The 12,288-nt window shown below is 44.7% G+C and carries 12 protein-coding genes and 1 pseudogene; 4 read left to right on the top strand and 9 right to left on the bottom strand.

What is annotated here, in order from left to right; genetic code table 11:
- Nucleotides 1-30: 30 nt before the first annotated feature.
- The 4 genes from opuCD to opuCA are packed head-to-tail and all read right to left on the bottom strand — an operon-like array spanning nucleotide 31 to nucleotide 3,463.
- The gene (gene opuCD / locus ACMX2I_RS04330; protein WP_414956282.1) at nucleotides 31-699 is read right to left on the bottom strand and encodes a glycine betaine/carnitine/choline/choline sulfate ABC transporter permease OpuCD; all 669 of its coding nucleotides are present in this window, start codon (nucleotides 697-699) and stop codon (nucleotides 31-33) included.
- Between the two features lie 17 nt (nucleotides 700-716).
- On the bottom strand, nucleotides 717-1,634 hold the full coding sequence (opuCC, locus tag ACMX2I_RS04325) for an osmoprotectant ABC transporter substrate-binding lipoprotein OpuCC (RefSeq protein ID WP_414956281.1): 918 nt from the start codon (nucleotides 1,632-1,634) through the stop codon (nucleotides 717-719).
- Between the two features lie 13 nt (nucleotides 1,635-1,647).
- Complete coding sequence (gene opuCB, locus ACMX2I_RS04320) at nucleotides 1,648-2,301, bottom strand: glycine betaine/carnitine/choline/choline sulfate ABC transporter permease OpuCB (RefSeq protein ID WP_087991162.1); 654 nt, start codon at nucleotides 2,299-2,301, stop codon at nucleotides 1,648-1,650.
- 22 nt (nucleotides 2,302-2,323) lie between these two features.
- Complete coding sequence (gene opuCA, locus ACMX2I_RS04315; RefSeq protein WP_414956280.1) at nucleotides 2,324-3,463, bottom strand: osmoprotectant ABC transporter ATP-binding protein OpuCA; 1,140 nt, start codon at nucleotides 3,461-3,463, stop codon at nucleotides 2,324-2,326.
- 263 nt (nucleotides 3,464-3,726) lie between these two features.
- Between opuCA and ACMX2I_RS04310 the strand changes: the two genes are divergently transcribed.
- Nucleotides 3,727-4,284 carry a GbsR/MarR family transcriptional regulator gene (locus ACMX2I_RS04310; RefSeq protein ID WP_333518157.1) on the top strand — a complete coding sequence of 186 codons (558 nt, stop codon included), beginning with the start codon at nucleotides 3,727-3,729 and terminating at the stop codon, nucleotides 4,282-4,284.
- A gap of 10 nt (nucleotides 4,285-4,294) precedes the next feature.
- Here ACMX2I_RS04310 and ACMX2I_RS04305 read toward each other — a convergent pair.
- A pseudogene (locus tag ACMX2I_RS04305) lies at nucleotides 4,295-4,592 on the bottom strand (MarC family protein); the annotation flags it as partial.
- Nucleotides 4,593-4,716: 124 nt separating this feature from the next.
- Here ACMX2I_RS04305 and ACMX2I_RS04300 point away from each other — a divergent pair.
- Nucleotides 4,717-5,331: a PH domain-containing protein gene (locus ACMX2I_RS04300; protein WP_414956279.1), complete on the top strand. Its 615-nt coding sequence runs from the start codon at nucleotides 4,717-4,719 to the stop codon at nucleotides 5,329-5,331.
- Nucleotides 5,332-5,472: 141 nt separating this feature from the next.
- On the top strand, nucleotides 5,473-6,171 hold the full coding sequence (locus ACMX2I_RS04295) for a zinc ribbon domain-containing protein (protein WP_414956278.1): 699 nt from the start codon (nucleotides 5,473-5,475) through the stop codon (nucleotides 6,169-6,171).
- Between the two features lie 38 nt (nucleotides 6,172-6,209).
- Here ACMX2I_RS04295 and ACMX2I_RS04290 read toward each other — a convergent pair whose 3' ends face one another.
- Nucleotides 6,210-8,024, bottom strand: a complete 1,815-nt coding sequence (locus ACMX2I_RS04290) for a zinc ribbon domain-containing protein (protein WP_414956277.1) — start codon at nucleotides 8,022-8,024, stop codon at nucleotides 6,210-6,212.
- A 126-nt stretch (nucleotides 8,025-8,150) separates the two neighbouring features.
- Here ACMX2I_RS04290 and ACMX2I_RS04285 point away from each other — a divergent pair, with 126 nt between their 5' ends.
- Nucleotides 8,151-8,618, top strand: a complete 468-nt coding sequence (locus tag ACMX2I_RS04285) for a GNAT family N-acetyltransferase (protein ID WP_414956276.1) — start codon at nucleotides 8,151-8,153, stop codon at nucleotides 8,616-8,618.
- Between the two features lie 43 nt (nucleotides 8,619-8,661).
- Here ACMX2I_RS04285 and eno read toward each other — a convergent pair whose 3' ends face one another.
- Genes eno through tpiA form a run of 3 tightly spaced genes read right to left on the bottom strand, consistent with a single transcriptional unit; the run spans nucleotide 8,662 to nucleotide 12,272 of the window.
- A complete protein-coding gene (eno, locus tag ACMX2I_RS04280; RefSeq protein ID WP_010328641.1) occupies nucleotides 8,662-9,954 on the bottom strand; it encodes a phosphopyruvate hydratase in 1,293 nt (430 codons plus the stop codon).
- A gap of 28 nt (nucleotides 9,955-9,982) precedes the next feature.
- Nucleotides 9,983-11,518 (bottom strand): 2,3-bisphosphoglycerate-independent phosphoglycerate mutase, encoded by a 1,536-nt coding sequence (gpmI, locus tag ACMX2I_RS04275; protein WP_414956275.1) that lies wholly within the window; start codon nucleotides 11,516-11,518, stop codon nucleotides 9,983-9,985.
- A complete protein-coding gene (gene tpiA, locus ACMX2I_RS04270; protein WP_394715107.1) occupies nucleotides 11,511-12,272 on the bottom strand; it encodes a triose-phosphate isomerase in 762 nt (253 codons plus the stop codon). Before tpiA ends, gpmI begins: the two co-directional genes overlap by 8 nt.
- Nucleotides 12,273-12,288: the final 16 nt, after the last annotated feature.

Here is a 12,288-nt window from a genome sequence, read left to right as displayed (position 1 = left end):
GCCCTGTTTTTTTCCACAAGGCGTTTTTTCTTATGCGGCGCCGGCCAGGTTTTTCTTCTTTTTAATCGGGCTTAACGCGCGTTCAAGCCAGCCCATGACCAAATCGGCAATCACCGCCATCAGAGCCGTGGGGATCGCGCCCGCCAATATAATCGCGGTACCGTTTGTTGCGTTTGATCCCCTGACGATGATGTCCCCGAGTCCGCCTGCACCGACAAATGTCCCGATGGCCGTAATGCCGATGGCGATGACAAGCGCGGTGCGGAGGCCGGCCATAATGACAGAAAGCGCAAGCGGAAGCTCGACCATCCGCAGCACTTGAAATTTCGTCATTCCCATCGCTTTTCCAGATTCAAGATAGGCGTGTTCAATGCTGATAATCCCTGTATACGTATTCCTGATAATCGGCAAAAGAGAATACAGAAATAATGACAATATCACCGTATTAGCGCCCAGTCCCATGACAAGCATCAGCACGGCCAGCATGGCAAGGGCCGGGATCGTCTGAATGACGTTCGTCACCGCAAAAATCCACCCGCTTAACATTCTGTATCTGGCGATCAGGATGCCGAGCGGAATTCCAACAATGGCCGCAAACAAAACGCCGTACACCGACATCAGAAAATGACGGTAAAACTCCTGCAGCACGTAACCGCCGTTTTGCGAATAGTAGGTGCCAAGCTGCTGTAGTACTTCCATATGATCCGCCTCTTTTCTTATTCAAAATAATGATGTTTCTCTAAAAATTCCTTTGCTACGACAGACGGCTCCTTCAGCTTGCCATCCACTTCATAGTTAAGCTCCTGCATCGTTTCCGTATCGATTTGCCCAATCAGCTTATTGATCACACCTTCAAGCTCCGGATGCTCCTTGAGCACCTTTTCCGGAATCACCGGTGAACAGTCATACGGCGGGAAAAACCGCTTATCGTCTGTTAAGATTTTCAGGTCATAGGCTTTAATCCGTCCATCCGTTGAATAGGCAAGAACAGCATCCATTTTCCCGTTTTTCACCGCGTCATAGACAAGCCCGATCTGCATCGGATAGGTTGTGCCGAATTCAAATCCATACGTGCTGACAAAGCCTTTATATCCGTCGCCTTTCCGTTTCAGCCAGGCATTGTCGACGCCCAGTTTATATTGGGAGGCATTTTTTTTCAGGTCAGACACGGTGTAGAGATGCTCCTTTTCCGCAAATGTTTTTGTTACGGTGAAGGCATATGTGTTTTCAAACCCATAGGAATCAAACCATTTATAGGAAAAGCGCTTTTCAAATTCGTTCTGCACGATGTTCAGCGCTTTTTTCGGGTTTTTCTCCGCTTCCTTACCGAGGGTGCTTGTTAAATCCGTCCCGGAATAGCGCGTGGCAGAAATATCAACATCACCGCCGAGCATCGCTTGGTGCTGAACATAGTTGGACCCGAGGTTTTTCACTAAAGCGGTATTCAAATCGGTATCATGTTCAATAAGCTGCGCGATCATATTCGCTAAAATTTCTGATTCTGTCATGCTTTGCGCCCCGATTTTGATCGTATCGTCTGAAGCTCCGCCAAGTCCCGGCAGAGAACAGCCGCCAAGCAGCAGGACAAAGGCGAGAGCGAACGCGCCTAGCCATTTGATTTTTTTCGTTTTCAACAGAGCCAACTCCTTACGAAACTTCCTTCATCCCTTGCAGTCCTTTCGGCGTCACCTTCCGTTCTGTCACAGCCAGCACATAATCAATGATAATCGCCAGGATCGTGACCGGGACGGCGCCGCCAATGATATATTCAGGCTGATACAGGTTCAGGCCGATAAAAATGTAGTCACCGAGACCGCCGCCCCCGATAAACGACGCAAGTGTCGCCCAGCCGATTAAGTAGATCGTTGACGTACGGATTCCAGCCATGATGATCGGAATCGCCAGCGGGATTTCGACGAGCCGAATCTGCTCCCAGCCGGTCATGCCGATCCCCTTTCCCGATTCCAGCAGATTTTTGTTTACACCTTTGATGCCTGTATACGTATTGCGCAGGATCGGCAGCACCGAATAGAAAAATAAAGCGACAATCGCAGGCACTTTCCCTACACCGAGAAGCGGAATAAAAAAGGCTAAAATCGCCAGACTCGGCAGGGTTTGCACAATGTTGACGACACCTATAATCGCGCCTGCGCCTTTTTTCATTCTAGTAAGTGCAACGCCGAGCGGCACCGCAACGATAATGCCCAATACAACAGCAATGAGTGAAATATATATATGCTCTCCTGTTTTATACAGCAGCTCTCCGCCGTTCGTTTGCAAAAAAGTCATCATTTGATTCATCTTAAAAGAGCTCCTTCCCTGGTCAGATCGTCATGAGCTGGTCTTCCTCGCCCCATATGGAATCGTATACGATATCAACAAGGCTCGCTCTTGTCACAATGCCAGCTAAATGGTTCTGTTCATCCACCACCGGAACATATTTAATTCCCTGCTTCAGGATCTTACGGACCGTATCGCGCAGAAGCGCCCCTTTTTGTACGGTATACATATCCGAGCGGTATACTTCGCCAACGACGCTCGCTTTTTTGCGGTTTTGATCAATCATTTCCACATCTACATAGCCCTTCAGCACATTTTGTTTGTCTACAACGAGCAGCGAATCGACACGTTTTTCTCTCATCAGCTGAATCGCCTGGGAAAGCGTTTTGTCAGCTGATATCGTCACAGGCGTTCTGTTCATCATTTGCTCCACCCGCTCGATATCCGGCCTTGACTGGATCAGGCGTTCTTTCCCGATAAACTCTTCAACAAATTCATTGGCCGGGTTTCGGAGAATCTCATCAGGCGTACCGACTTGAACGATTTCGCCCGCTTTTAAAATCACGATCCTGTCAGCAAGCTTAATCGCTTCATCCATATCGTGTGTGACAAACACAATCGTTTTGTTTAAGGTTCTCTGCAGTTTTTTGAATTCTTCCTGAAGGGAATCACGCGTAATCGGATCAAGCGCTCCGAACGGTTCATCCATTAAAATGAGAGGGGGTTCCGCAGCCAGCGCGCGCAGCACGCCGATTCTTTGCTGCTGTCCGCCGCTGAGCTCATGGGGATAACGGTCTAAATATTCCGGGCCCATATCCACAAGCTTTAACAGCTCTCTCGCCCGTTCTTTCCGTTTTTCTTCAGGCCATTTCAGCAGTTTCGGCACGAGTGAGATATTCTGCTGGATGGTCATGTGAGGGAACAAACCAATCTGCTGAATGACATAGCCGATTTTTCTCCTCAGTTCTACCGGGTCCTGTTCCATCATATTTTCTCCATCGATAAAGATCTTTCCTGACGATGGCTCTATCAATCTGTTGATCATTTTCATCGTCGTCGTTTTTCCGCAGCCGCTCGGGCCGATAAAACAGATAAACTCACCTTTGGCAATATCTAAATCAACGCAGTTCACAGCTTTTTTGCCGCCCTTATATACTTTTGACACTTGTTCCAATTTCAGCAATCCGTGCACCTCCGCAGGTTCCTTATAAATTTTCTGAAAAGTATAACCTTTATTATAGTTTGAACTTTATAAAATAAAAAGTTTATAATGTGTTGAAATTATATGTTATTTACAGATTATTTATTGTTATGACCAAGGCGTAAAGGGAGTTCTTACAATTACGCCGGATACCTCCCTCTTTCTCTGCATTCAGCTATTTTCAACAACTGGCAGAAATATGATATATTGACTCCATCAATTGCCATTTGAAGGGATGATCAGCTGTGGAAAAAACTGCTCTCGACATCATTGAACATGCTGAAGAGCATCTCATTGAGAAGATTGCCGAAAATATGCAGACGTTTGGCATGCCTTCCACTGTCGGACGTGTGCTTGGGATTATTTATATGAATCGAAAACCGATGACGTTAAGCGAGCTGTCAGAGGCAACAGGCATGAGCAAAACACGGATGAGCCAAGTGGTCCGTGAAATGATTGATGCCAATATTGCCGAAAAGGTGTTTGAAAAAGGGGTAAGAAAAGATCTTTACGACGTTGAGCAGGATTATTATCAAACCTTCATTTCTTTATTTGCGGCGAACTGGACTAAGGTCGTGAGTAAAAACAAAGTACTGTATAAAAAATTAAACCGGGAGCTGACTGATCTTTTGCAAAGGGACGGGCTTACCCCTGAGACTGAGGAGAAAGTCAACCAGCTATTACATGAATTAAGAGAATGGCTCAATTACTATGACTGGGTGAGCCGCTTAATTGATTTTTTCGAAAGTGAAGAAGTGTTTCAATACGTGCCGAAAACAATAGAAAGCAGCTCCCGCAAGTAAGGGAACTGCTTTTTGAATGTATCGAAAACATGTCTTTCAGCCCGGCACCGATCATCACCATCGCTAAGATGAATCCCATCAGTCGGGTAATGACATTCATCTCTATTTTCCCGAGTTTGCTATTCAATGAAAGAAGAATAATGAAAAAAGGGGCTATGCCGACCATCACAACGAGATCAAGAATAACGTTGCTAAGCCCGGCGCTATAGATCATGACGCGCACTCGTGCCGGCATCTGCGATAATCGGAATAGATAGAGGCGCGACTGACCTATCCGCTTTTCCCTGGCTTTCCTTATGTTTATCATGAGGAGAGACATTCAATAGATAATTAATGAAATATGCCGCCCGTTACGTATAAAACGTTTGTAGCCTGCCAGAAACACTCCATGCTACAATGAAGTGACAAATTGACTAGGAAGGACGTATACAGATGTTCAAAAAAATTGCAGCAGATGCACTGGGCTTATCTGATATCGGAAAAATTATCGAACCTCAGGATTATGACAAGACAGATGCTGATGACTATGTCATGCATGAAGACAATGAAAAAATATATTTCTTGATTAAAACGAAAGCAGATGAATACTGCTTTACGAATCTAGCTCTGATCCATGTAGACGGCGAACGCGCCACTTCCTCAAAACGAACGTTAAAACGCTATCCTTACTCTCAATTCAAAATTTCTGATGTCTTTCTGGAAACCGCGGGAAAAGTCGATCTAGATGTTGAGATTAAATTTAAACTGGGCTCGGAAAAATTCGACATCGATGTGCACAAAGACCAAATTGAAAAGTTAAAAGATCTATATAAAGCACTGCTTCGGATTGCTGAAACAACTTATGAAAATGATATTTTAATCAATCAGGCGGAACAAAGCTTGGATAAAGCCGTGACAATTCTTCACCACACCCGCCCCGAACACGTCAATCTTGAAACGCAATATAAAGAGCTGACCGAATTCGGTTTCACTTGGCTAACATCCGTTCGCTCGCAGTATCATATTAAGGATTTTGGAGATGTATTTGAGAAATATATTAATAACTAGCATAAAAAAGACACGGCTTCTATTAGGCTCGTGTCTTTTTTGTGGCATTTTTGTATGAATACTGGTTACTTTACTACATTTTTCTTTTATAATAAAACTATTAGTCTATTTTCCCTATATTACAGGTAAAGGAGTTATTTTATGTATTGTCCTCAATGCGGCCATCAAACAGATGGCGGAAAGTTTTGTGAGAAATGCGGATCACCGCTCCCCGGTCAGTCAGGCCAGCAGCAGGCAGCTCAAACTGGAGCCGCTGCAAAGCAAGCGGCAAAACAGTTCGGTTCATTTGTTTTGGCCGTCCTGAAACGCCCTTATCAGGAATGTAAAACAACGGGCGGCGAACAGCTGATCAGCGCGATTATTACGATGGTTCTGTTCAGTTTGCTGACCCCTTTGATGTTTTATATTCTTTTTTCAGACGGTCCCGGCAGCGTAAGCTTTACAGCAATCTTTTTAGAGCCAACCATTTATTTTGCCCTGTTTCTTTTCTTTTTGCATGCATTGATCTTTTTCGCCTTGAAAATCGCGGGAAACCAAGTATCTTTCAAAGATTCATTTTCCAGATTTGGCGCGTTTCTCATTCCGTTTACAGCTATTTTGCTTCTTGCCCTTTTATTCTTTTTATTGCATACAGACATTTGCTTCACTATTTTAGCCGTTGGTTTAATTGGCGCATTCTTCGCCATTCCTCCTGCGATGCTGAGCAGTTACCAGCATTCATATAAAGGAAAGATTGATATCATTTACTCAACGATTGTGATTTATTTGATCACCTGCGTTACATTCCAGCTTATGATCGAACACTATATGAAAGAGATTTTCCGTTACATATTCTTTTAAAAAACAACCCCATCACCTGCTGGTGATGGGGGTTGTTTTTATTGAATAGACGTTAAGTAAATTCTTCCGTTCTTCACTGTGCCTGTGTAGGTCCAGTTATAGGTTCTCAGTTTGGGACTGCCGCCTGATTTTGTGATATAGAATTCTTCATATGTCTTAATCGTGATCGCTGATCCATTTTGACTCCAGCTTTTCACTTCATAGTTATTAAAGTCTTCAGTTGTCCCCTCTTTATTTAATTTCGTTACGAGATGCTGCTGGTCGGAATAAAGAGAACTGCCTTTTTCAAGGCTGTCTTCCATCAGCGAGAATTGATTTTGATTTACCGCATCTGCCTGGCTTTGCAAATAACTGCCCATAAATAATGTCACTTGTTCATCTGTCACATTACCGCTTGCAGAGCTTTCACTGTCTTTGTTTTTCGAGCCTTCCCAGGCGGACGTGTACGTCTCCGGCTTATCATTTTTGATTTTCTTTATATTTGTTCCGGCCGATTCGAATGTTGATTCTGCTTCTTCAAAAATCCACTTTTTCTGTTTTTTATCATATGAAAGGAGATATTCGTAACTCGGACTGTCATCAGTCATTTCGGATTTTGTATAGTCGTTATACGAAGAAGACTGGTGAAGTTCTTTTCCTGATACCGATACCTGCCACGTCCCGTCGTTTTTCTGAGAGAGATCGAATGTATCCAGGTCAAAATCAGTTTCTAAATATTTATCTTTTAAGTAAGAATTCGTGTATTTCATAGAATCGACGGTATCCTTCGCCTCTGCCTTCCATTTGGCGCTCGCCTCTGTCATCTGGGCTGTATTCCCATCTGATAGCGCTTTGGAATACTGTTTAGTTGTTTTGACAATCGTGTTCATAATCGTTTCCTGTGTGTCTTGATCAGGAATTAACGTGATCTCCATTTCTTTATGGTCGATTGGCACGCCCGCTGTTTTGGTTTTTCCCCACGGAAACTCTGCTTCGACCGCAGCCGTCATGGACCCGTCTGTCAGAAGAGGGCCGTATGTGACGGATTTGAACGGGTCTTTATGAATCGACTTGCCGTTAATCAGCAAGTCTCCCTTCCCGCTCTTGATGTCATCCGCTAAGCTGAATGTCACATCGTCTGCTTCCAATGAGAGATCAACACGAAAGCTGTTATCGCCAACAGCCTGAATGTCTTCCTTTTTCACGAGATCGACGACATCGTTTTTCAGTTTGGCAGAGACGGTATATTCGCCGGGAATGTACGGCCCGAGGGTTTGTGCTTGATCCGCTTTCTTTACCGTTCCGGCATCCTCTTTATTCACATATAGATCGGCATTTTTATAATTGCTGGTCACTTCAAAGTAAACAGGTGCTATCTTTAAATCATAATGGTCAAATACGAGCAAGCTTCTCCCGTCTTTCTCCGCGTATACGATATCTTTTTGAACTATTTCAGCACGCAGCGATGCAAAAAGCTCATCTTTTTTGTCAGGATGGTCCTTCAAATACGCAAGAAACGGTTCTACATTCTTTTTAGTCAGTTTAAGCTTGTCATTTACCGGCGTAAGGAGAGACGCGATTTGATCTTGATCCTCATCCTTTACAGCCTGTTCAAACTTGTCGACTAATCTATCCTTTGAAGTAAAGTACGCTCCGGTTTTATAGGCGGCGAATAATATAACGCACGCAGCGGCAATGCTGCTCCATAACATGATAGTTTTCTTAGGGATTGGTTTTCGCGGAGCCTGCCTCGTTTCAGCAACGCTTGCTGTTTCCTTATGTGCCTGTCTGCTGATCCCTCCGATCGGGGTGCCGCATTCTTTACAAAACTTGGCTCCTTCTTTATTTTTTTGACCGCATTCCTTACAAAACATGTGACGTTCCTCCTATTTATGATCCACTATTTTGTACATATTTCCTATGTTACATATTTTATAATAGAATGGTATGAAATTGGAGGAAATCATGAAAATATCTCTATAAACATATGAAAAGGTGGAATGATGATGCAACAGCTCACCATTCAAAAAGCTACAAACCATGACCAAGCGCTGTATGAGCTTCTGCTGCTCGCCGATCCGTCGAAAGAAATTGTTGATGAATACATAGCCAGAGGAGAATGCTACACCGCTTATATATCGGGTGAATTAGCTGGTGTATACGTGATGATCACAACTAGACCGCAAACCGTAGAAATCGTTAACATCGCAGTAAAACAAACAATGCAAAAACAGGGCATTGGCAAGCAGCTTATCCGCGATGCCATCGAAAAAGCAAAACATATGGGGGCAAAGGTGATTGAGATTGGCACGGGAAATTCCAGCATTCATCAGCTTTCTCTCTACCAAAAATGCGGATTCCGCCTTCAGGCGATCGACCATGATTTCTTTGTCAGACATTATGATGAGGACATTTTTGAAAATGGAATTCAATGCCGCGATATGGTGAGGCTTTATTTAGATCTCTAAAAGCACAAAAAAGCCGCCGAGAGATATCTCGGCGGTCATTTTATTACTTGTTCAAGTTGTAGAAAGTGTTAATACCGTGGTATTGAGCAGTTTCAGCCAACTGATCTTCGATGCGAAGAAGCTGGTTGTATTTCGCAACACGGTCCGTACGAGACGGAGCACCTGTTTTGATTTGTCCTGCGTTTGTTGCCACAGCGATGTCAGCGATTGTGCTGTCTTCTGTTTCACCAGAACGGTGAGAGATAACAGCTGTGTAGCCTGCGCGTTTCGCCATTTCGATCGCATCGAATGTTTCAGTCAATGTACCGATTTGGTTTACTTTGATCAGGATAGAGTTGCCTACGCCATTTTTGATGCCTTCAGCCAATTTTTTCGTGTTTGTAACGAAGAGATCGTCACCAACAAGCTGAACTTTTTTGCCAAGACGCTCAGTAAGAAGTTTGTGGCCTTCCCAGTCGTTTTCGTCAAGTCCGTCTTCGATAGAGATGATTGGGTATTTAGAAACCATTTCTTCGTACCAGTCAACCATTTCAGCAGACGTTTTCACAACGCCTTCGCCAGACAGATGGTATTTGCCGTCTTCTTTGTTGTAGAATTCAGAAGATGCAGCATCCATTGCAAGCTTCACTTCTTCGCCAGGTTTGAAGCCGGCTTTTTCGATTGCTTCAACGATTGTTTGAAGCGCTTCTTCGTTAGAACCAAGGTTTGGAGCAAATCCGCCTTCATCACCTACAGCTGTGTTCATTCCTTTAGCAGAAAGAACTGATTTCAGGCTGTGGAAGATTTGAGCGCCCATGCGAAGTGCTTCACGGAAGTTAGGAGCACCTACAGGCATGATCATGAATTCTTGAATATCAACGTTGTTGTCTGCATGCTCTCCGCCGTTGACGATGTTCATCATCGGTACAGGAAGCGTTTTTGAGTTGAATCCTCCAAGGTATTGGTAAAGAGGAATCTGTAAGAAATCAGCAGCTGCGCGCGCACAAGCCATAGATACGCCAAGGATCGCGTTCGCACCTAGTTTGCCTTTGTTTTCAGTACCGTCAAGCTCGATTAAAAGCTGATCGATAGCGTTTTGTTCAGTTACATCAAAGCCAAGAAGCTCTGGAGAAATGATTTCGTTTACGTTGTTAACAGCTGTTAACACGCCTTTTCCAAGGTAACGGTCTTTGTCGCCGTCACGAAGCTCAACTGCTTCGTATTCACCTGTAGAAGCTCCGCTTGGCACTAATGCGCGGCCGAAAGCTCCTGTTTCTGTATATACTTCAACTTCAACTGTTGGGTTGCCGCGGGAGTCTAATACTTCGCGTGCATAAACATCAACAATGTATGGCATGAGTTTTGTCTCTCCTTTTGATTTCAAATTATTTTTGAATTAACGATGTTCCTGTCATTTCTTTCGGTTTTTCAACATCGAGAAGGTCTAATAACGTTGGTGCAAGGTCGCCTAGGATTCCGCCTTCACGCAGCGTGATGCCTTCTTTCGTCACAATGACAGGGACTGGGTTTGTCGTATGCGCAGTGTGCGGATCGCCTGATTCTGTAATCAGAATGTCAGCATTACCGTGATCAGCGGTAATGATCGCGTGTCCGCCTTTAGCGATAATCGCGTCAACGACTTCGCCTAAGCATTCGTCCACTGCTTCAATTGCTTTAATTGTTGGTTCAACCATTCCGGAGTGGCCGACCATATCAGGGTTTGCGAAGTTAAGGATAATCGCGTCATGCTTGTCATCTTCAATTTCTTTGACAAGCGCGTCCTTCACTTCATACGCACTCATTTCTGGCTTTAAGTCATATGTGGCAACTTTCGGCGAGTTGATGAGAATGCGCTCTTCACCCGGGAATTCAGCTTCACGGCCGCCGCTCATAAAGAACGTGACATGCGGATACTTTTCAGTCTCTGCAATTCGAAGCTGTTTTAATCCATGTTGCGATAATACTTCTCCGACTGTGTTATCAAGATTTATCGGTTTAAACGCTACATATCCGTCAACTGTTTCACTGAAGTGAGTCAGGCAGACGAAATGCAGGTTCTTCGGATAATTCTCGCCGCGATCGAAGTCACGGAAGTCTTTGTTTGTGAACGTGTTGGAAATCTGGATGGCGCGGTCCGGTCTGAAATTATAGAAAATCACAGAATCGCCGTCTTGGATTGTCGTAACAGGCTCACCGTTTTCTTTTGTGATAACGGATGGAATCACGAATTCATCATAGATTCCGTTCGCATATGAATCATCAACAACATCCATTGCACTGCGGTAGGTCGGGCCTTCGCCGTATGCCATTACGCGGTACGCTTTTTCTACACGGTCCCAGCGTTTGTCGCGGTCCATTGAGTAGTAGCGCCCGGAAATGCTGGCGATTTCTCCGACACCGATTTCCTCGATTTGTTCGTTCAGCTGCTTAATGTACGTCTTCGCTGTTTGCGGACCAACATCACGGCCGTCAAGGAAACCATGGATGTAAACCTTTGTCAGCCCTTCATTTTTCGCAAGCTTTAACAATGCGAACAAATGATTGATGTGGCTGTGCACGCCGCCGTCTGATAAAAGGCCGAACAGGTGCAGGGCTTTGTTGTTTTCTTTCGCGTTGTTAATCGCGTCAAGGAATGTTTGGTTGCGTTCGAACTCTCCCTCACGAATGGCAACATTTACGCGTGTTAAGCTTTGATACACAATACGGCCCGCGCCGATATTTAAGTGACCCACTTCGGAGTTCCCCATCTGTCCTTCAGGAAGGCCTACAGCCTCGCCTGAAGCAGTCAATGTTTGATGAGGATACTGATTCCAGTAGCGGTCAAAATTCGGTTTTTTCGCTAAAGCGACTGCGTTCCCTACTGTTTCGTTTCGTAATCCGAACCCATCAAGAATGATGAGTGCAGCTGGTTTTTTACTCATATTGACCTTCCTCCAATAATTGAACGAATGACTGTGGCTCAAGGCTCGCGCCGCCGACCAAAGCACCGTCAATATCGGACTCTGCCATATATTCTTTAATGTTTGCAGGCTTTACGCTTCCGCCATATTGGATGCGAAGCTGATCTGCAATTTCTTGGCTGAAGCTTTCAGCGACGGTTTTACGGATGTGCGCACACACGTCGTTTGCATCTTTCGCTGTAGAAGATTTGCCTGTTCCGATTGCCCAGATTGGCTCATACGCAATAACAGAAGCAGCAACTTGTTCTTCAGAAAGACCAGCAAGGCCTTTTTTCACTTGGTCAGCAACAAGATCATTTGTTTTGCCGGCTTCGCGCTCTTCAAGCGTTTCACCCACACAGATGATCGGCACAATGCCGTGTTTGAAAGCAGCGTGTGCTTTTTTGTTAACTGTTTCATCAGTTTCAGCGAACATTTCACGGCGCTCAGAGTGGCCGATGACGCAGTAGTCAACGCCAAGGTCTTTTAGAGCAACCGGGCTGATTTCGCCTGTGAACGCGCCGCTTTCCTCGAAGTGCATGTTTTGAGCGCCGACTTTAAGGTCAGTGCCTTTAACAGCAGAAGTAAGCTTTTCTAAGAAAAGCGCTGGCGCGCAAACAACAGCTTCCGCTTTGTCTGCTGCTGGAATGGAAGATTTTACTTCTTCAACGAAGCTGACAGCTTCGCCGAGTGTTTTGTTCATTTTCCAGTTACCGGCGATAATTGGTTTTCTCATCTGTTCCACTTCCTTA

This window comes from Bacillus sp. SW14, from assembly GCF_047608225.1.
Taxonomy (GTDB): domain Bacteria; phylum Bacillota; class Bacilli; order Bacillales; family Bacillaceae; genus Bacillus; species Bacillus subtilis_G.
The sequence above is the reverse complement of the archived record's forward strand: the minus strand, read 5'-3'. Positions and strand labels throughout refer to the sequence as shown.

Bases quoted from the DNA above. Each gene is read 5' to 3' on its own strand.
- opuCD (WP_414956282.1), bottom strand. From the start codon at position 699: ATGGAAGTACTACAGCAGCTTGGCACCTACTATTCGCAAAACGGCGGT.
- opuCB (WP_087991162.1), bottom strand. From the start codon at position 2,301: ATGAATCAAATGATGACTTTTTTGCAAACGAACGGCGGAGAGCTGCTG.
- ACMX2I_RS04300 (WP_414956279.1), top strand. From the start codon at position 4,717: ATGTTCAAAAAAATTGCAGCAGATGCACTGGGCTTATCTGATATCGGA.
- ACMX2I_RS04295 (WP_414956278.1), top strand. From the start codon at position 5,473: ATGTATTGTCCTCAATGCGGCCATCAAACAGATGGCGGAAAGTTTTGT.
- ACMX2I_RS04290 (WP_414956277.1), bottom strand. From the start codon at position 8,024: ATGTTTTGTAAGGAATGCGGTCAAAAAAATAAAGAAGGAGCCAAGTTT.
- ACMX2I_RS04285 (WP_414956276.1), top strand. From the start codon at position 8,151: ATGATGATGCAACAGCTCACCATTCAAAAAGCTACAAACCATGACCAA.
- eno (WP_010328641.1), bottom strand. From the start codon at position 9,954: ATGCCATACATTGTTGATGTTTATGCACGCGAAGTATTAGACTCCCGC.
- gpmI (WP_414956275.1), bottom strand. From the start codon at position 11,518: ATGAGTAAAAAACCAGCTGCACTCATCATTCTTGATGGGTTCGGATTA.
- tpiA (WP_394715107.1), bottom strand. From the start codon at position 12,272: ATGAGAAAACCAATTATCGCCGGTAACTGGAAAATGAACAAAACACTC.